This is a genomic window from Streptomyces ambofaciens ATCC 23877 (genome assembly GCF_001267885.1).
Taxonomy (GTDB): domain Bacteria; phylum Actinomycetota; class Actinomycetes; order Streptomycetales; family Streptomycetaceae; genus Streptomyces; species Streptomyces ambofaciens.
In genome coordinates this window covers 2,699,270-2,717,222 of record NZ_CP012382.1, presented here as the reverse complement: position 1 = coordinate 2,717,222, position 17,953 = coordinate 2,699,270, and the positions used below count along the sequence as shown (strand labels likewise).

The 17,953-nt window shown below is 73.1% G+C and carries 15 protein-coding genes and 1 pseudogene; 6 read left to right on the top strand and 10 right to left on the bottom strand.

Going from position 1 to position 17,953, the window contains the following annotated elements; translation table 11 throughout:
• Nucleotides 1-50: 50 nt before the first annotated feature.
• From SAM23877_RS12215 to SAM23877_RS12200, 4 genes are all read left to right on the top strand, one after another.
• The gene (locus tag SAM23877_RS12215; protein ID WP_053130616.1) at nt 51-3,266 is read left to right on the top strand and encodes a S41 family peptidase; all 3,216 of its coding nucleotides are present in this window, start codon (nt 51-53) and stop codon (nt 3,264-3,266) included.
• A 193-nt stretch (nt 3,267-3,459) separates the two neighbouring features.
• On the top strand, nt 3,460-3,813 hold the full coding sequence (locus SAM23877_RS12210; RefSeq protein ID WP_053130611.1) for a histidine triad nucleotide-binding protein: 354 nt from the start codon (nt 3,460-3,462) through the stop codon (nt 3,811-3,813).
• 6 nt (nt 3,814-3,819) lie between these two features.
• Nucleotides 3,820-4,725, top strand: coding sequence for a ribonuclease Z (locus tag SAM23877_RS12205; RefSeq protein ID WP_053130602.1), 906 nt, complete (start codon nt 3,820-3,822; stop codon nt 4,723-4,725).
• Nucleotides 4,726-4,745: 20 nt separating this feature from the next.
• Nucleotides 4,746-5,738 carry an adenosine deaminase gene (locus SAM23877_RS12200; RefSeq protein ID WP_053130600.1) on the top strand — a complete coding sequence of 331 codons (993 nt, stop codon included), beginning with the start codon at nt 4,746-4,748 and terminating at the stop codon, nt 5,736-5,738.
• Nucleotides 5,739-5,775: 37 nt separating this feature from the next.
• Here the strand turns inward: SAM23877_RS12200 and SAM23877_RS12195 are convergent, their stop codons facing one another.
• Complete coding sequence (locus SAM23877_RS12195) at nt 5,776-7,125, bottom strand: MFS transporter (protein WP_053130597.1); 1,350 nt, start codon at nt 7,123-7,125, stop codon at nt 5,776-5,778.
• A 472-nt stretch (nt 7,126-7,597) separates the two neighbouring features.
• On the opposite strand from SAM23877_RS12195, the gene SAM23877_RS12190 reads away from it, so the two are divergent.
• Nucleotides 7,598-8,728 (top strand): carbohydrate kinase family protein, encoded by a 1,131-nt coding sequence (locus SAM23877_RS12190; RefSeq protein WP_053142385.1) that lies wholly within the window; start codon nt 7,598-7,600, stop codon nt 8,726-8,728.
• A gap of 54 nt (nt 8,729-8,782) precedes the next feature.
• On the opposite strand, the gene era is transcribed toward SAM23877_RS12190, so the two are convergent.
• Both era and SAM23877_RS12180 read right to left on the bottom strand, forming a co-directional pair.
• The gene (gene era / locus SAM23877_RS12185; protein ID WP_053130593.1) at nt 8,783-9,736 is read right to left on the bottom strand and encodes a GTPase Era; all 954 of its coding nucleotides are present in this window, start codon (nt 9,734-9,736) and stop codon (nt 8,783-8,785) included.
• Between the two features lie 65 nt (nt 9,737-9,801).
• Entirely contained in the window at nt 9,802-10,155 is a 354-nt protein-coding gene (locus SAM23877_RS12180) for a cytidine/deoxycytidylate deaminase family protein (protein ID WP_053130589.1), read from the bottom strand.
• Nucleotides 10,156-10,243: 88 nt separating this feature from the next.
• On the opposite strand from SAM23877_RS12180, the pseudogene SAM23877_RS41170 reads away from it, so the two are divergent.
• Nucleotides 10,244-10,470 (top strand): annotated as a pseudogene (locus SAM23877_RS41170) (MFS transporter); the annotation flags it as partial.
• On the opposite strand, the gene SAM23877_RS12175 reads toward SAM23877_RS41170, so the two are convergent.
• The 7 genes from SAM23877_RS12175 to SAM23877_RS12145 form a co-directional block, all read right to left on the bottom strand.
• A complete protein-coding gene (locus SAM23877_RS12175; protein ID WP_053130580.1) occupies nt 10,435-10,794 on the bottom strand; it encodes an MmcQ/YjbR family DNA-binding protein in 360 nt (119 codons plus the stop codon). The pseudogene SAM23877_RS41170 and the gene SAM23877_RS12175 sit on opposite strands and share 36 nt — an antisense overlap.
• Entirely contained in the window at nt 10,791-12,095 is a 1,305-nt protein-coding gene (locus SAM23877_RS12170; RefSeq protein ID WP_053130577.1) for a hemolysin family protein, read from the bottom strand. Before SAM23877_RS12170 ends, SAM23877_RS12175 begins: the two co-directional genes overlap by 4 nt.
• The gene (ybeY, locus tag SAM23877_RS12165) at nt 12,092-12,589 is read right to left on the bottom strand and encodes an rRNA maturation RNase YbeY (protein WP_053130573.1); all 498 of its coding nucleotides are present in this window, start codon (nt 12,587-12,589) and stop codon (nt 12,092-12,094) included. The genes SAM23877_RS12170 and ybeY overlap by 4 nt, the downstream gene beginning before the upstream one ends.
• Nucleotides 12,590-12,601: 12 nt before the next feature.
• Entirely contained in the window at nt 12,602-14,761 is a 2,160-nt protein-coding gene (locus tag SAM23877_RS12160) for a PhoH family protein (RefSeq protein WP_053130570.1), read from the bottom strand.
• Between the two features lie 211 nt (nt 14,762-14,972).
• The gene (locus SAM23877_RS12155; protein ID WP_053130567.1) at nt 14,973-16,298 is read right to left on the bottom strand and encodes a GH1 family beta-glucosidase; all 1,326 of its coding nucleotides are present in this window, start codon (nt 16,296-16,298) and stop codon (nt 14,973-14,975) included.
• A gap of 57 nt (nt 16,299-16,355) precedes the next feature.
• Complete coding sequence (locus tag SAM23877_RS12150) at nt 16,356-16,622, bottom strand: protealysin inhibitor emfourin (RefSeq protein WP_053130564.1); 267 nt, start codon at nt 16,620-16,622, stop codon at nt 16,356-16,358.
• A gap of 20 nt (nt 16,623-16,642) precedes the next feature.
• Entirely contained in the window at nt 16,643-17,713 is a 1,071-nt protein-coding gene (locus SAM23877_RS12145; protein ID WP_053130562.1) for a M4 family metallopeptidase, read from the bottom strand.
• Nucleotides 17,714-17,953 lie beyond the last annotated feature (240 nt).

The window sequence follows — 17,953 nt, the reverse complement described above, 5'->3', positions numbered from 1 at the left end:
AGTGATCCGAACCTCTGTCGGCGGACGGCACCCCTGCATAGGGTGAGGGGGTGACACAGTCCGCAGCGTCTGCCTACCTCCGTTTTCCGCACCCGCACGGCGAGTTGGTCGCCTTCACCGCCGAGGACGACGTGTGGCTCGCGCCGCTCGACGGCGGCCGGGCCTGGCGGGTCAGCGCCGACAACGTGCCGGTGAACCATCCGCGCGTCTCGCCCGACGGCACCACGGTCGCCTGGACCTCCACCCGCGACGGCGCCCCCGAGGTGCACATCGCCCCCGTCGACGGCGGCCCCGCCCAGCGCATCACCCACTGGGGCAGCATCAGGACCCAGGTCCGCGGCTGGACCCCGGACGGGAGGGTCCTGGCCCTCAGCAGTCACGGTCAGGCCAGCCTGCGCCGCTCCTGGGCCCGCGCCGTCCCGCTCGACGGCGGACCGGCCACCACCCTGCCGTACGGGCCCGTCGGCGACGTCGCGAACGGCCCGCACACCGTGCTGCTGTCCGCGCCGATGGGCCGCGAGGCCGCCTGGTGGAAGCGCTACCGGGGCGGCACGGCGGGCAAGCTGTGGATCGACGCGGAGGACGACGGCGAGTTCGTACGGCTGCACAGCGACCTCGACGGCAACATCGAGTACCCCTTCTGGGTCGGCGACCGCATCGCGTTCCTCTCCGACCACGAGGGCACCGGAGCCCTCTACTCCTCCCTCGCCGACGGCTCCGACCTGCGCCGCCACACACCGCTCGGGGGCTTCTACGCCCGGCACGCCGCCACCGACGGCACCCGCGTCGTCTACTCCAGCGCCGGTGAGCTGTGGACGCTGGACGACCTGGACGGGGCCGAGCCGCGCCGGCTGGAGATCCGGCTCGGCGGCGCGCGCGTCGACCTCCGGGCCCACCCGGTGAACGCGGCCCGCTGGTTCGGCTCCGCGTCCCCCGACCACACCGCGCGCGGCAGCGCCGTCGCCGTACGCGGGGGAGTGCACTGGGTCACCCACCGCTCCGGACCCGCCCGCGCGCTGGCCGCGCAGCCCGGCGTACGGACCCGGCTGCCGCGCGCCTTCCGCGCCGACGGCGAGGAGTGGGTGGCGTGGGTGACGGACGCCGAGGGCGACGACGCCCTGGAGTTCGCGCCCGCCACCGGCCTCGCGCCGGGCGCCACCGCGCGGCGCCTCGCCGCCGGGCAGCTCGGCCGGGTGCTCGCCCTCGCCATGGCCCCCGACGGCAGCCGGGCCGCCGTCGCCTCGCACGACGGCCGGGTCCTGCTCGTCGAACGGGAGACCGGCGAGGTCCGCGAGGTCGACCGCAGCGACAACGGCGACGCCTCCGGGCTGGTCTTCTCGCCCGACTCCGCCTGGCTCGCCTGGTCCCACCCCGGCCCCGACCCGCTGCGCCAGCTCAAGCTCGCCAACACCACCGACCTGTCGGTCTCCGAGGCGACCCCGCTGCGCTTCAAGGACTACTCGCCGGCCTTCACCCTGGACGGCAAGCACCTCGCCTTCCTGTCCACCCGCTCCTTCGACCCGGTCTACGACGAGCACGTCTTCGACCTGGCCTTCGTCGAGGGCGCCCGCCCCTACCTGATCACCCTCGCCGCGACCACCCCGTCGCCCTTCGGCCCGCAGCGCCACGGCCGCCCCTTCGAGACCCCGGACCGGGACGAGACGCCCGACAGCGAGGGCACCCCGACCACCCGGATCGACATCGAGGGCCTCGCCGACCGCATCGTGCCCTTCCCGGTGGAGGCGGCCCGCTACTCCGGGCTGCGCGCCGCCAAGGACGGCGTGCTGTGGCTGCGCCATCCGGTCACCGGTGTCCTCGGCGCCTCCCGCGCCACCCCGGACGACCCCGACCCGCACACCGAGCTGGAGCGCTACGACCTCGCCCAGCAGCGCGTCGAGCACCTGGCCGGCGACGCCGACCACTTCGAGGTGAGCGGCGACGGCAAGCGGGTGCTGCTGTGGACCGACGGACGCCTCAAGGTCGTGCCGAGCGACCGGCGGGCCTCCGGCGACGAGGACAGCGACACCAACATCACCGTCGACCTCGGCCGCGTCCGGCAGCGGGTCGACCCGGCCGCCGAGTGGCGGCAGATGTTCGACGAGACCGGCCGCATCATGCGGGACCACTTCTGGCGGCCGGACATGAACGGCGTCGACTGGGACGGCGTCCTGGACCGCTACCGGCCCGTCCTGGACCGCCTCGCCACCCACGACGACCTGGTCGACCTCCTCTGGGAGGTGCACGGGGAACTCGGCACCTCGCACGCCTACGTCACCCCCCGCGGCGGCCACGGCTCCGGCGCCCGGCAGGGCCTGCTCGGCGCCGACCTCTCCCGCCACGAGGACGGGACCTGGCGCATCGACCGCGTGCTGCCCTCGGAGACCTCCGACCCCGAGGCCCGTTCCCCGCTCGCCGCGCCCGGAGTCGCCGTGCGCGCCGGGGACGCGATCGTCGCGGTCGCCGGACAACCCGTGGACCCGGTCACCGGGCCGGGCCCGCTGCTGGTCGGCACCGCCGGCAAGCCGGTCGAACTGACCGTCTCCCCGTCCGGCGGCGGCGAACTGCGACACGCCGTCGTCGTCCCCCTCGCCGACGAGGAGCCGCTGCGCTACCACGCCTGGGTCGCCGACCGCCGCGCCTACGTCCACGAGCGCTCCGGCGGCCGGCTCGGCTACCTCCACGTGCCCGACATGGTCGGCGCCGGCTGGGCCCAGCTCCACCGCGACCTGCGCGTCGAGGTGGTCCGGGAGGGCCTGGTCGTCGACGTCCGGGAGAACCGCGGCGGGCACACCTCCCAGCTCGTCGTGGAGAAGCTGGCCCGGCGGATCGTCGGCTGGGACCTGCCGCGCGGCATGCGGCCGTCGAGCTACCCGCTGGACGCGCCCCGCGGACCGGTCGTCGCCGTCGCCAACGAGTTCTCCGGCTCCGACGGCGACATCGTCAACGCGGCGATCAAGGCCCTCGGTATCGGCCCGGTCGTCGGCACCCGCACCTGGGGCGGCGTCATCGGCATCGACAGCCGCTACCGGCTGGTCGACGGGACGCTGATCACCCAGCCCAAGTACGCCTTCTGGCTGGAGGGCTACGGCTGGGGCGTGGAGAACCACGGCGTCGACCCCGACGTCGAGGTCCCGCAACGCCCCCAGGACCACGCGGCGGGCCGCGACCCCCAGCTGGACGAGGCGATCAGGCTGGCCCTGGCCGCGCTGGAGGAGACCCCCGCGAAGACCCCGCCGTCCCTGCCCGAGCTGCCGGCGACCGACTGACCCTGCCCGAGCCGCCGGCGGCCGAACCGACCCTGCCCCGGCGGCCGGCGGCCGGCGGACCGAGCCCGACCCGCCGGCGGCCGGTCCGCCCCGCCCGGGCGGCCGGCGGCCGACCGGCGTACCCGGTCGATACGATGCCCGAAGAAGATCACCGGTGACCCGGTGCACCCGTGTTCCAGTGCGAGGAGGCCCCATGGCGGGCGAACCACAGGACGACTGCCTGTTCTGCAAGATCGTCGCAGGCCAGATCCCCGCGACGATCGTCCGCGAGACGGACACCACCGTCGCCTTCCGGGACATCAACCCCCAGGCGCCGACGCACGTCCTGGTGATCCCCAAGGCCCACTACCGGGACGCGGCCGCGCTCGCCGCCGGTGCTCCGGAACTGGCGGCGGACGTCCTGCGCGAGACCCAGGCGATCGCGGACCAGGAGCAGCTGGACAGCTACCGCATCGTCTTCAACACCGGCAGCGGCGCGGGCCAGACCGTCTGGCACACCCACGCCCACGTCCTCGGCGGCCGCGGCCTCGAATGGCCCCCCGGATAGGCAGCCGTGTCCGTACGTGAACTGGTCGTCCTCGGCACCGCCAGCCAGGTCCCCACCCGCCACCGCAACCACAACGGCTACCTGCTGCGCTGGGACGGCGAGGGCATCCTGTTCGACCCCGGCGAGGGCACGCAGCGCCAGATGCTGCGCGCCGGGGTCGCCGCCCACGACCTGAACCGGATCTGCGTCACCCACTTCCACGGCGACCACAGCCTGGGCCTGGCCGGCGTCATCCAGCGCGTCAACCTCGACCGGGTGCCGCACGAGGTCACCGCCCACTACCCGCGCTCCGGGCAGCGCTTCTTCGACCGCCTGCGGTACGCCACCGCCTACCGCGAGACGGTCGCCCTCACCGAGTCCCCGGTCGACACCGACGGCGTCCTCGCGGTCACCCCCGGGTACACCCTGGACGCCCGCAGACTCTCCCACCCCGTCGAGTCGTACGGCTACCGCCTGACCGAGCCCGACGGCCGCCGCATGCTGCCCGACCGCCTGGCCGCGCACGGCATCAAGGGCCCCGACGTCGGCCGCATCCAGCGCGACGGCTCGCTGAACGGCGTCCCCCTCGACGCGGTCAGCGAGATCCGCCGCGGCCAGCGGTTCGCGTTCGTCATGGACACCAGGCTCTGCGAGGGCGTGCACGCGCTCGCCGAGGACTGCGACCTGCTGGTCATCGAGTCCACCTTCCTCGACGAGGACGAGACCCTCGCCACCGACCACGGCCACCTGACCGCCGGCCAGGCGGCACGGGCCGCCCGGGACGCGGGCGTACGGCACCTGGTGCTCACCCACTTCAGCCAGCGCTACGCGGACCCCGGGGAGTTCGAGCGGCAGGCGCGGGCGGCCGGCTACGAGGGCGAGCTGACCGTGGCCCACGACCTGCTCCGGGTCCCGGTTCCGAAACGACGGTGAAACCGCCGTACGATGCTCTGATGCCTCTGCCCAAAGCTGAACTGCACCTCCACATCGAAGGCACTCTGGAGCCCGAGCTGGCCTTCGAGCTGGCCGCCCGCAACGGCGTGACCCTGCCGTACGCGGACACGGACGCGCTGCGCGAGGCGTACCGCTTCGAGGACCTCCAGTCCTTCCTGAACCTGTACTACGAGCTCATGGCCGTCCTGCGCACCGAGCGCGACTTCGAGGACCTCGCGAACGCCTACCTCGCCCGCGCCGCCGCGCAGGGCGTGCGGCACGCGGAGATCTTCTTCGACCCGCAGGCACACCTGGCCCGGGGCGTGGAGATGGGCACGGTCGTGGAGGGGCTGTGGCGGGCGCTGGGCCGCAGCCGGGAGCGGCACGGCGTCTCCACCCGGCTGATCCTGTGCTTCCTGCGCGACGAGTCCGCCGAGTCGGCGCTGCGGACCCTCGACGCCGCCGAGCCCCACCTCGACCGGATCACCGGCGTCGGCCTGGACTCGGCCGAGGTGGGCCATCCGCCGGTGAAGTTCCGCGAGGTGTACGAGGCCGCCGCCGCCCTCGGGCTGCGGCGGGTGGCGCACGCGGGCGAGGAGGGGCCGCCGGAGTACGTCACCGAGGCCCTGGACGTCCTCGGCGTCGAGCGGATCGACCACGGCCTGCGCTGCCTGGAGGACCCGGCGCTGGTCGAGCGGCTGGTGCGCGACCGCGTCCCGCTCACCCTGTGCCCGCTGTCCAACGTGCGGCTGCGGACGGTCGACACCCTCGCCGACCATCCGCTGCCCGCCATGCTGGACGCCGGACTGATGTGCACGGTGAACTCCGACGATCCGGCCTACTTCGGCGGCTACGCGGGTGACAACTTCGACGCCGTGCGCCGGACGCTCGGGCTCACCGAGGACCGGCTGCGGGAGCTGGCCCGCAACTCCTTCCTCGCCTCCTTCCTGGAGGACGACGAGGAGCTGCGGGCGCGGTACCTCGCCGAGGTCGACGCGTACCGCTTCGGCTAGCCACCCGGCGTTCCCGCGCCGCCCCGCGCGACCGCCGTCAGCTCGCCCCGGACCCCGGTGTGGCCGCCGCCTGCCGGGGTCCCGCCGTGTCGTAGGCACGCTGGACCGCGACGGCCGGTGCGTCCACGGTGATCTCCACGACCGCCTGCTCCGCGGCGCCGATCTCCGGCACGGCGCCGCTCGGCGTGCCGGTGGCGGCGGCGACCAGGGCGGCCGGGGTGCCGCCCCGGCGGCGGACGGTGCCGGGCAGCAGCGGGCGCCCGCCGGTGTGCAGGGCGACGGCGGTCATCGGCGCGGCGACCACGAGCAGACCGGCGGCGAGCACCAGGCCCATCACCGGGTATCCGGCCTGCGCGGACAGCACACTGCCGGTCAGCGGCCCGGCCGCCGTGCCCAGGGAGGACGCCGACCCGACGAGCACCGCCCAGCGGCCCCGCGGGTCGAGCGAGGCGGCCAGGCCGATCAGGTACGACAGCACGACCGGGTACAGCGTGTTCCAGGCGATCTCCCCGGCCGCGAAGGTGGTGGGAGTGGTCGCCGACGCGGTCAGGGCGATGCACCCGGCGATGATCACCGTCCCGGCCCCGACGGGCATCGCACGCCCGAGCCGCGGCCCGAGCGCGCCGGCCGCCAGCACCCCCAGCAGACCCGCGCCCAGGGCGACGGCGAACACGACCCCGAGCGTGGCGTCGCCGAGTCCGGCCTGCGTCAGGCCGATCCGGCCGCTGACCCCCCACAGGGAGTTCTGCGCGAGGGACCAGCACAGCACGGCCGCGGCGAGGACCAGACCCGAGCGGCGGCGGGGGAGCGGGGCGGTGCTCCCGGTGCCGTGGGCGGCCGGGGAGGGGGCCGCCCGTCCCGGCAGCCGGCCGGTCAGCGGCCACACCGCGAGCGCGGTCAGCGCGATCGCGGCCAGCGGCAGACCGTGCGCCCGGCCGAGGTGAGGCACCGTCAGGTACACCGCGCCGGCCAGCGCCGAGACGGTCAGCAGGCCCAGCGTGGAGGCCCGGTGGGGGTCACGCTCGGCGGCGATCCGGGTGGCGGCGACGGTCATGGCCGTACCGGATCCGAGACCGCCCAGCACCGCGCCGGCGACCACGGCGGGGACGGCGGTGGTGAGGGAGGCGGCGCCGTAGCCGAGGACGGCCAGGGCGAGCCCGAAGCGGGCCGGTGTCCGGGCGCCGATCCGCTGCATCCGGGAGGCCAGCAGGAAGCCGGCGGTCGCCGAACTCAGCAGGAGCGCACTGCCGACGGCGCCCGCCTGAGTGGCGGTCAGCGGAAGGCCGGTGTCGAGTCTGCCGACGGTGGTGGGCAGCAGATACGGAGGAAGGTACCCGGCCGTGAAAAGGGCGACGAGGGGCCAGGGGGTGGTGCGGGGGGCGAACACGGGCGTTCCCAGGGCGTGCGAAAGGGACTCAGGAGAGGAGGGGGGCGACGACCGTCGACGGACAGGTGCGCGCGGGCAATTTGTATCAAGCGCGAGGAGGCGGGAAACAGCCGAGGTGGTGTGTTCTGGATCACATGCGCGTTTACGCCCATCGGAGCCGGGTAACAGCGATCGTCACCGCTGGTGCGTCACCCCGTCCTCGAGCCGATCCACCGCGTCCGTACCGGGTCTGACCCCCTGTCACCGCGACGGTCCGGCGCCTCGTGACCCGCCGTCGGCCGCGCCGCACGCGCCGGGCGGACGCCGGCTCCTCGGCGCGGCCGGGACCGGCCGCGGTCCGACGGCACCGGCCCGGACGCCGCGGGCTTGTCGGCGGCGTGGTGCACACTGGCGGGGTCCGCACCATGCCAGGGAGCGCACCGTGACAGCGTCCACCGTGTCCACCGCGTCCGACGTGCCCGCCATGCCCGTCATGCCGGCCGACGAGAGAACGCACCGCCACGTCCCCTCCGGGGGACCGCACCAGCCCCAGGTCGACCCCCTCGCCGCCCTGCGCACCCCGCAGGACCCGCCCTGGGACGTGTATCTGACCGGCACCGTCTTCCTCGACGTCGTGTTCACGGGCCTCGACTCCGCGCCGGTGCGCGGAACCGAGTCCTGGGCGCGGGGGATGGGGTCGAGCCCGGGCGGCATCGCCAACATGGCGACCGCGCTGGCCCGCCTCGGTCTGCGCACCTCGCTGGCCGCGGCCTTCGGCGACGACCACTACGGCGACTACTGCTGGGACGCCCTCGCGCGGGGCGAGGGCGTCGACCTGAGCCCCTCGCGCACCGTGCCCGGCTGGCACTCGCCGGTGACGGTCTCGATGGCCTACGAGGGGGAACGCACGATGGTCTCCCACGGCCACGAGCCGCCCCCCGAGGAGCCGTCCCCCGAGTGCCCGCCCCGCGCGCGTGCCGCCGTCGCCTCCCTCACGCCCGGCGTCCGCGCCCCCTGGATCGCCCAGGCCGCCGCGCGCGGCACCCGGGTCTTCGCCGACGTCGGCTGGGACGACACCGGCGCCTGGAACCTGGCCGAGCTGCCCGACCTCGCGCACTGCGAGGCCTTCCTGCCGAACGCGGAGGAGGCCATGCGCTACACGGGCGCCGACTGCCCCCGCGCGGCCGCGCACGCCCTGACCGAGCACGTGCCGCTCGCCGTGGTCACCCTCGGCGCGGACGGCGCGTACGCGGTGGACCGGCGTACGGGGGAGAGCGCCGAGGTCCCGGCCATCGAGGTGGAGGCCCTGGACCCGACCGGCGCGGGGGACGTCTTCGTCGCCGGGTTCGTCACCGGGACGCTGGCCGGCTGGCCGCTGGCCGACCGGCTGGCCTTCGCCGGCCTCACCGCCGCCCTCTCCGTCCAGGAGTTCGGCGGCTCCCTGTCGGCGCCCGGCTGGTGCGAGATCGCGACCTGGTGGCGCAAGGTCCAGTCCGTCGAGGGCCAGGACCCGACGGCCCTGCGCCGCTACGCGTTCCTGGCCGACCTGGTCCCGGACGACCTGGTGGCACCCTGGCCCCTGCGCCGCGCCGTACCGACCATCGGCTTCCGCCCCCCGGCCTGACGCACCGCCGCCGGGGTGGCCCGGAAGCCGGGGTGGTCCGGAAGCCGGGGTGGCTCAGAAGCCGAGGCGGCGCAGTTGCTTCGGGTCGCGCTGCCAGTCCTTGGCGACCTTGACGTGCAGGTCCAGGAAGACAGGGGTGCCGAGCAGCGCCTCGATCTGCTTGCGGGACTTGATGCCGACGTCCTTCAGGCGCTTGCCCTTGGGGCCGATGATGATGCCCTTCTGGCTCGGGCGCTCGATGAAGACATTGGCGTGGATGTCCAGGAGCGGCTTGTCCGCGGGGCGGTCCTCGCGCGGGAGCATCTCCTCCACGACCACCGCGATGGAGTGCGGCAGCTCGTCCCGCACGCCCTCCAGCGCGGCCTCCCGGATCAGCTCGGCGACCATGACCTGCTCGGGCTCGTCGGTCAGGTCGCCCTCGGGATAGAGCGCGGGGCCCTCGGGCATCAGCGGGGTGAGCAGGTCCGCGAGCAGGTCCACCTGCTGGTTCGCGGTCGCCGAGACCGGGACGATCTCCGTCCAGGTGATACCCAGCTCCTGGCCCAGCTGATCGATGGCGATCAGCTGCTCGGCCAGGGTCTTGGAGTCCACCAGGTCCGTCTTCGTGACGATCGCGACCTTCGGGGTCTTCTTGATCGCCGCCAGTTCCTTGGCGATGAAGCGGTCACCGGGGCCCAGCTTCTCGTTCGCCGGCAGGCAGAAGCCGATGACGTCCACCTCGGCCCACGTCGTCCGCACGACGTCGTTGAGCCGCTCGCCCAGCAGCGTGCGCGGCTTGTGCAGGCCCGGGGTGTCCACCAGGATGAGCTGGGCGTCCTCCCGGTGCACGATGCCCCGCACGGTGTGCCGGGTGGTCTGCGGACGGTTCGAGGTGATCGCCACCTTCTGCCCGACCAGAGCGTTCGTGAGGGTGGACTTGCCCGCGTTGGGACGGCCCACGAAGCAGGCGAAGCCGGCCCGGTGAACAGCCTCGGCCGGTTCTTCGGATGACTGGGTACGAACGCTCATGGCGCCCATTGTCCCTGATCCCCGGAGCCCCGCCGTACCACGGTCGCCCGCCGGGCCGGCGACGGTCAGCCCGCGCTCACCGTGTCACGGACCGTGCCGTCCGGCGCGGCGACCAGGACCGGCGTCCCGGGGCCGCCCAGGTCCCGGACCGCCGCCCGGTCCTCGTCCGACGCCGACGGCGCCTCGGTCACCACGGCCGCCGCCTCCAGCGACGTCGCACCGGAGGCCACCGCCATCGCCACCGCCGTGCGCAACGCGCTGAGCTGCAGGGAGTCGAGCGCGACGGTACCGGCGACGTACGTACGGCCGGTCTCGTCGCGTACGGCGGCCCCCTCGGGCACACCGTTGCGGGCCCGCGCGGAACGGGCCAGGGTGACGATCTTGCGGTCCTCGGGGTCGAGGGCGGGAGTCTCGGTCATGAGGCGAGCATACGGAGCGCCGCCGCCCGGCCGCCCGGTCACCCCGCCCCCGGATACACGGCCCCGCGCCGGCCCTCCGGCGAGGCCCCTGGCGACCGGCCTGGTCACCTCCACCCGGCAGTCGGCAGCACCGCCGGCATCCCGCTGCTCGGCGTCCTGGCCACCACCTCGGCCGGCCTGAGGTCCGGCGTGCACACGGTGCCGGTCCTGGACGCGGCGATCGTGCTGACGGCGGCCGTGCCGGTCGCGGCGGGACCGCGCGGCCGCCGGGCGACGCGCTCAGGGACGGTCGAGGCGGAGACGGTCGGCGCGCGGCAGGCCGGCGACGACCAGGTCGTACGAGTCCTCCACCAGCTCCCGGACGAGACGGTCCGGGAGCCCGCCGTCCACGGTCACCGTGTTCCAGTGCCGCTTGTTCATGTGCCAGCCCGGGACGATCAGCCCCGGGTGGTCGGCGCGCAGCCGGATCGCGTCGTCCGGGTCGCACTTGAGGTTGACCGTGAGCGGGCGCCCGTCCAGCGAGGCCAGCGCGAACATCTTGCCCAGCACCTTGAAGACCGAGATCTCCGGGCTGAAGGGAAAGTCCTCCACCGCGGCGTTGAAGGACAGGCAGAGGCCGCGCAGCTCCCCGGGGGTCATTCCGGTGCGCCCTCCGCGACGGGCTTCGCCGCGTTCACCGGCTCCACCAGCACCGTCACGATCTTGTTCCGGCGGCCCGCCGCGGCCTCCGCCGTCAGCCGCAGCTCACGGCCGTCGGGCAGCTCCACCATCGACGAGGCACCGGCGATCGGCACCCGGCCGAGCGCCTTCGCCAGCAGACCGCCCACCGTCTCCACGTCCTCGTCGTCGAACTCCTCCAGGCCGTAGAGCTCGCCCAGGTCGCCGATGTCGAGGCGGGCGGTGACCCGGAAGCGGTCCTCGCCCAGCTCCTCGACGGGCGGCAGCTCCCGGTCGTACTCGTCGGTGATCTCGCCGACGATCTCCTCCAGGATGTCCTCGATGGTGACGATGCCGGCCGTGCCGCCGTACTCGTCGATCACCACGGCCACGTGGTTGCGCTCCTTCTGCATCTCGCGCAGCAGGTCACCGGCGTTCTTGGTGTCGGGCACGAAGAACGCCGGCCGCATCGCCGTGGACACCAGGTCGCCCTCCGCCTCCCGGCTGATGTGCGTCCGGCGGACCAGGTCCTTCAGGTACACGATGCCGACGATGTCGTCCTCGCTGTCACCGGTCACCGGTATCCGCGAGAAACCCGAGCGCAGGGCGAGGGTCAGCGCCTGGCGGATCGTCTTGTAGCGCTCGATGACGACGAGGTCGGTCCGCGGCACCATGACCTCGCGCACGAGCGTGTCGCCCAGCTCGAAGACCGAGTGCACCATGCGGCGCTCCTCGGCCTCGATCAGCGACTCCTTCTCGGCGTAGTCGACCAGGGCGCGCAGCTCCGCCTCGGAGGCGAAGGGGCCCCGGCGGAAGCCCTTGCCGGGGGTGAGCGCGTTGCCGATGAGGATGAGCAGCGACGGGATCGGGCCCATGATCCGGGCCAGCGGCACCAGGACGTACGCCGCCGCCGTCGCCGTGTTCATCGGATGCTGCCGGCCGATGGTGCGCGGGGAGACCCCGACGGCGACGTACGAGACGAGCACCATCACCGCGATGGCGATCACCAGCGCCTCGCCGGTGCCGTCGAACTGCTTCAGACAGGCGTACGTGACCAGCGCCGCGGCCGCCATCTCGCAGGCCACCCGGACCAGCAGCGCCACGTTCAGATAGCGCGTCGGGTCGGCGGCGACCTTGGCGAGCTTCACGCCGCCGCGCCGCCCGGACCGTACGGCCTCCTCGGCGCGGAAGCTGGAGACCCGGGCGAGCCCCGCCTCCGCGCACGCGGCGAGCCAGGCGACCACGACCAGGGCGACCGCGCCGGCGATCAGCGGGAGGCTCATGAGACGGTCGGGGCCGGGGACGGGCCGGTCAGGCCCTTCTCCGCACGCCAGCCGTCCACGATGGCCGCCTGGAGACCGAACATCTCGGCCTTCTCGTCCGGCTCCTCGTGGTCGTAGCCGAGCAGGTGCAGCACCCCGTGGACGGTGAGGAGCTGGAGCTCCTCGTCCATGGAGTGCTGCGTCGGTGCCTCGGTGCCCTGCTTGGCGGCGACCTCGGGGCAGAGCACGATGTCGCCGAGCAGCCCCTGCGGCGGCTCGTCCTCGTCCTTGGCCGGCGGACGCAGCTCGTCCATCGGGAAGGACATGACATCCGTCGGCCCCGGCAGGTCCATCCACTGGATGTGGAGCTGCTCCATGGCGTCGGCGTCCACGACGATCACCGAGAGCTCGGAGAGCGGGTGGATGCGCATCCGCGCGAGCGCGTAGCGGGCGATGTCGAGGATCGCCTGCTCGTCGACCTCGGTTCCGGACTCGTTGTTGACGTCGATCGACATGGTCGTGCTGGTCTACTTCCCCTTGGCCTTGGCACCGCTTCTCGGTGTCCGGCCGCCGTTGTGGCCGCCGTTCTCGGTGCCGTTCCTGCTGTCGTACTGCTCGTACGCGTCGACGATACGGCCCACCAGCTTGTGCCGGACGACGTCCTGGGACGACAGCCGGGAGAAGTGCACGTCGTCCAGGCCCTCCAGGATGTCCTGCACCTGCCGCAGACCCGACTTCGTCCCGCCGGGCAGGTCGACCTGCGTCACGTCACCCGTGATCACGATCTTCGATTCGAAGCCGAGCCGGGTGAGGAACATCTTCATCTGCTCGGGGCTGGTGTTCTGGGCCTCGTCCAGGATGATGAAGGCGTCGTTGAGCGTGTTGTGCGTCAGCAGGTAGTCCTGGGTGACGTACAACGAGTCCTCGGCCGCCACCTGGATGCAGACGGTCTCCTCCCGCCCCGCGGGCTCGATGCTGTCGATGAACCGCACGGGGCGTCCGCCGCCTCCGGCCCCGTGGTACGCGTCGCGCTTGCGGGCCAGCCGGAAGGGTTCGATGCCTTCCGGGAGGCGGATGTCGATGATGTGGGCGTCGTAGCGATGAGCGACCTCGCGGCCCTGCGCGAGACCCGGCTTGCGGCCTTCGGCAGCGCGGCGACGCGTGTACGCCACTCCGCCCAGCGACCTGACCAGCGAGATCACGTCGTCACGCAGCAGGATCGAGGTCGTCGTGTACTGGATGCGGCAGGTCCGGTCCTTCTGGGTGACCGGGCCCCCGTCGGCGTCGAGCAGGCCCTGGAGCACGGCCAGCCGGACATCGGCGGAGTTCCGCAGATAGTCGTCCGGGACGAACTTGCTGTGCGAACGGGTACGCAGCAGGTCCAGCTGACGCAGGACTCGCGTGACCGGGTTCTCCAGGGTGATCACATCCCCGGGAGCCCTGACCTGGTTGAGTACGTAGTCCGGGCCACCGCGGTGACGGACCTTGACGCCTGGCAGTGCGGCCTCCAGAGCGCCTGCCAGCTCCTCGTCCTCCGTGGCGAAGGAGGGGGTGGTGGAGCCCGTCAGGCACCCGTCACCGAGCAGCAGACCCAACGCGTACGGGTCCATGGGAACTTCGCGTTCGGGAAGCTGCACCGGTGCCGTGAGCAGGGGCAGCTCGTACCGGCGAGCGTGAGCCGCGCGCAGGTCGCCGATCATGTCCTGGGTCTCCAGAACCCGCCAGGGCTTGTCACGGCGCTTGTCGGACGCGGTACGGACCGTCCACAGGTGCTCCCCGCAGCACAGCGTCCAGGAGCCGTCCTGGGCCGTGACGCGGTAGATGTCCTTCTCGCCCTGCGGGTAGACGCCCAGGACCGGAGTCGGCTCCCCGTTGGAGCCGACGACCAGGTCACCGACCTGGAGGTCGCCGATGGGACGCCAGCCGTCGGGTGTCAGGACGTTCGTGAAGACCGGTTGCGCCCGGCCGCGCATGTACGCCAGCGGCGCGACCTCGATCGTGCCCGCCGCCATCAGCCGCGGGATCGAGTCGGGGTCGAGCATGTCGTGCAGCGCGTCGTACAGCGGGCGCAGATACGGGTCGATCTTCTCGTAGAGCGTGCCCGGCAGGAATCCGAGCCGCTCGCCGGCCTCGACCGCCGGGCGGGTCAGGATGATGCGGTTGACCTGCTTGGACTGCAGGGCCTGCACCGCCTTGGCCATCGCCAGGTAGGTCTTGCCGGTGCCCGCGGGGCCGATGCCGAAGACGATGGTGTGCTTGTCGATCGCGTCGACGTACCGCTTCTGGTTCAGCGTCTTGGGGCGGATCGTGCGGCCTCGCGAGGACAGGATGTTCTGCGTGAGCACCTCGGCCGGGGTTTCCTGGCCGTCGCTCTCCCCGTTCTCGCTCGCCTTGAGCATGGCGATCGAGCGTTCCACTGCGTCCTCCGTCATCGGCTGCCCCGTGCGGAGCACCAGCATCATCTCGTCGAAAACGCGCTGGATCAGGGCGACGTCATGGGGGTCGCCGACCGCGCTGATCTCGTTTCCCCGGACGTGGATGTCGGCCGCCGGGAAGGCCTTCTCGATCACGCGCAGGAGGGAGTCACCGGACCCCAGCACGGTCACCATGGGGTGCTGGGCGGGGACGGTGAACTGTGCTCTCGCCTTCCCCTGCGCGGGAGAGTGAGCTGAGGGTGTCTGAGTCATGGGCCGGCGCTCTAGGCCTGCAAGTCCTCCTCTGCGGCGTGCGCCGCGTGACGGGCGGGTCTGATGTCTCCAGCGTACGACTCCCCGCCGACAGCGCCGAGGCCTTTTATCCGACCGGTGTCCGGCGTACCACCCGCGTTCACTCCCGGTCCCGGGCCCGCCGCCTCCGCCGGCGGACCCGCCCCGCCCGGTCGCCGTCCGTGACCGGGCGTCACCGGGGCCGGTGCCGCTGCGCCCGCAGCACCTCGCGGAACCAGCCGTACGAGGCCTTGGGCGTGCGCTCCAGCGTCGCGAAGTCCACGTGGACCAGGCCGAAGCGGCGCGCGTACCCCTCCGCCCACTCGAAGTTGTCCAGCAGCGACCACACGAAGTAGCCGCGCACGTCCACGCCCGCCTCCAGCGCCCGGTGCAGGGCGCGGACGTGCCCGTCCAGGTAGGCGATGCGGTCCCGGTCGTCGAGCCCCTCGTAGGAGCAGCCGTTCTCCGTGATGACGATCGGCGGGAGCCGGTCGCCGTAGCGGTCGCTCAAGCCCGTGAGGAGCTCCGTCAGCCCCTCGGGGACGACGGGCCAGCCGAAGTCGGTCAGCGGCCGGCCCTCGATGCCGCGCACCGAGAAGGGCAGCTCCGCGGGGAGCGTCAGACCCCCGAACTCGATCTCCGCACCCTGCGGGGCGCCCACCCGGGTGGGCGCGTAGTAGTTCACGCCGTACCAGTCCAGCGGCTCGGCGATGACCGCCAGGTCGGCGTCGACCTGGCGCGCGTCCCCCGGCATCAGCTCCCCGACGCCCTCCGGGTACCGCCCGGTCAGCAGCGGGTCGCTGAACAGCCGGTTCAGGAGGAGGTCGTAGAAGTCCGCCGCCTCCCGGTCGGCCGGGTCGTCCGACGCCGGCCAGGTCGGGCCGTGCGAGTTGGCGATCCCGACGTCCGTGGCGCCCGACGCGCGCAGGGCCCGTACCGCCAGACCGTGCGCGAGCAGCTGGTGGTGGGCCACCGGAAGGGCGTCGAAGAGCAGGCCCCTGCCGGGGGCGTGCACGCCCAGGGCGTGGCCCAGCAGGGTGTGCTCGGCGGGCTCGTTGAGCGTGATCCACCTGCCGACTCGGTCGCCGAGCCGGTCCGCGACCCGCGTCACGTACTCCGCGAACCGCGACGCCGTGTCACGCTCCAGCCAGTCGAGCCCCACCGGCAGGTCCCAGTGGAAGAGGGTCGGCACCGGCCGGACCCCCGCCGCGCACAGTTCGTCGACGAGGCGGTCGTAGAAGCCGAGGCCGCCGGGTGAGTTCACCCGCGGCCAGGAGACCGAGAAGCGGTACGCGTCCACGCCCAGGTCCGCCAGCAGCGCCACGTCCTCGCGGTAGCGGTGGTAGTGGTCGCAGGCCACCGCCGCGGTGGAACCGTCCTTCACCCGTCCGGGCTCGGCGGTGAAGGCGTCCCACACGGACGGCTCCCGCAGCTCCGCCGCGCCCTCGATCTGGTGCGCCGAGGTCGACACGCCCCACAGGAAGCCGTCCGGGAACCGGGGTATCGGATGCGTCGCCATGCGCGGATCATCCGCAGGGCCGGCGAGGCACGTCAACGCCCCTGCGCGGACCGGCGGTCACGCCCCTTCCTTCAGCACCCGCGAGATCAGCCTGCGCTGCTCGTCCGTCAGCCGGGGATCGGCGGCGTACACCGTCCGGCCGTCCACGGTGATCTGGTAGCTGAACCCGTCCGGCACGCCGACGGGCGGTGTGCCCCGCCCGTCGGCCGCGGCCCGCTCCGCCAGGGCGTGCCACTCGTCCGCGTCGGCCCGTCCCGCGGTGTCGACCTCCGCGTGGCGTTCGATGCCCGCGAAGCCTCCTGTGCGCCTCACCTGAATCCGCATGGTCCGTGTCTAGTACGGAACTACACCGTGCGCACCCCGACCTGCTCCCAGCCCTTGCGCACCGCCTCCAGCTCCTCCGCGTCGCCGTAACGCTCCCGGGCCGCCTTCACCGTCAGGGAGGCGAAGTCCGTGAACAGCGCGTCCTGCGCCAGTTCGCCGCCGGTCAGCACGTCGTACCAGACCTGTCCGGCCCGCTCCCAGGCGTGCCCGCCGAGCGCGGTGGCCGCGAGGTAGAAGGCGTGGTTGGGGATGCCGGAGTTGATGTGGACGCCGCCGTTGTCGCGGCCGGTGCGCACGAAGTCGTCCATCGTCGCGGGCTGCGGGTCCTTGCCCAGCACGTCGTCGTCGTACGCGGTGCCCGGCTCCTTCATGGAGCGCAGCGCCACCCCCGTCACGCGCGGGGCGAGCAGCCCGGCGCCGATCAGCCAGTCGGCCTCGGCGGCGGTCTGGCCGAGCGAGTACTGCTTGACGAGGGCGCCGAAGACGTCGGACACCGACTCGTTGAGGGCGCCGGGCTGACCGTAGTAGGTCAGGTTGGCGGTGTGCTGGGTGACGCCGTGGGCCAGCTCGTGGCCGATGACGTCGAGGGAGACGGTGAAGTCGAGGAAGATCTCCCCGTCCCCGTCGCCGAAGACCATCTGCTCGCCGTTCCAGAAGGCGTTGTTGTACTCGCGGTCGTAGTGCACGGTCGCGTCCAGCGGCAGTCCGTCGCCGTCGATGGAGTCGCGGCCGTAGACCTTCAGGAAGTGGTCGAAGGTGGCGCCGAGGCCCGCGTAGGCGCGGTTGACGGTGGCGTCCTTGCCGGGCTCCTCGCCCTCGCCGCGCACCTTCCTGCCCGGCAGGTCGGTGCCGTGCCGGGCGTCGAAGACCGTGCGGTGCGGCTTCCGGGGTTCGGCGCCGGCGCGCGGGGTGACGGTGGGGGCGCCGATGACCGTGGTCAGCCGGCGGTGGGTGCGCTCGAAGGCGTCGCGCTGGAGGGTCCGGCGAGCGGGTCCGGCGAGTACCGGGTCCTCGTGCTGGGCGAGCTTGTCGAGGACGTGGGGCGGCACGATGGTGCAGAAGACGGGCTCGAAGCCCCCGTGGGTCGTCATGACCGGCACCCTCGCACTGAGTGACGTCACTGTCACCACCCGCAACCATGATTGGTGAAAAGCGGTACCAACCCGCCCCTCCGGTCGACGGTGAGTGGTATACGGCACTTTTTGTCCTGTTTCCCTCCGTGGTCCCGCATACTGATACGGACCCGCGTGACCGGCGTGGCTCGGCTAGGGTGCTGGGCATCATGCGTTTCGGGCTGCTTCTCCTTAGCTGCCGCGGCGAGGGCCTGTAGA

Excerpts from the sequence above, each read along its gene's own strand:
- SAM23877_RS12180 (WP_053130589.1), bottom strand. The coding sequence starts at position 10,155 with ATGACCGAGACTCCCGCCCTCGACCCCGAGGACCGCAAGATCGTCACC.
- ybeY (WP_053130573.1), bottom strand. The coding sequence starts at position 12,589 with ATGTCGATCGACGTCAACAACGAGTCCGGAACCGAGGTCGACGAGCAG.
- SAM23877_RS12160 (WP_053130570.1), bottom strand. The coding sequence starts at position 14,761 with ATGACTCAGACACCCTCAGCTCACTCTCCCGCGCAGGGGAAGGCGAGA.
- SAM23877_RS12145 (WP_053130562.1), bottom strand. The coding sequence starts at position 17,713 with ATGACGACCCACGGGGGCTTCGAGCCCGTCTTCTGCACCATCGTGCCG.
- SAM23877_RS12150 (WP_053130564.1), bottom strand. The coding sequence starts at position 16,622 with ATGCGGATTCAGGTGAGGCGCACAGGAGGCTTCGCGGGCATCGAACGC.
- SAM23877_RS12170 (WP_053130577.1), bottom strand. The coding sequence starts at position 12,095 with ATGAGCCTCCCGCTGATCGCCGGCGCGGTCGCCCTGGTCGTGGTCGCC.
- SAM23877_RS12155 (WP_053130567.1), bottom strand. The coding sequence starts at position 16,298 with ATGGCGACGCATCCGATACCCCGGTTCCCGGACGGCTTCCTGTGGGGC.
- SAM23877_RS12175 (WP_053130580.1), bottom strand. The coding sequence starts at position 10,794 with ATGACCCCCGGGGAGCTGCGCGGCCTCTGCCTGTCCTTCAACGCCGCG.
- SAM23877_RS12200 (WP_053130600.1), top strand. The coding sequence starts at position 4,746 with ATGCCTCTGCCCAAAGCTGAACTGCACCTCCACATCGAAGGCACTCTG.
- era (WP_053130593.1), bottom strand. The coding sequence starts at position 9,736 with ATGAGCGTTCGTACCCAGTCATCCGAAGAACCGGCCGAGGCTGTTCAC.
- SAM23877_RS12190 (WP_053142385.1), top strand. The coding sequence starts at position 7,598 with ATGCCGGCCGACGAGAGAACGCACCGCCACGTCCCCTCCGGGGGACCG.
- SAM23877_RS12210 (WP_053130611.1), top strand. The coding sequence starts at position 3,460 with ATGGCGGGCGAACCACAGGACGACTGCCTGTTCTGCAAGATCGTCGCA.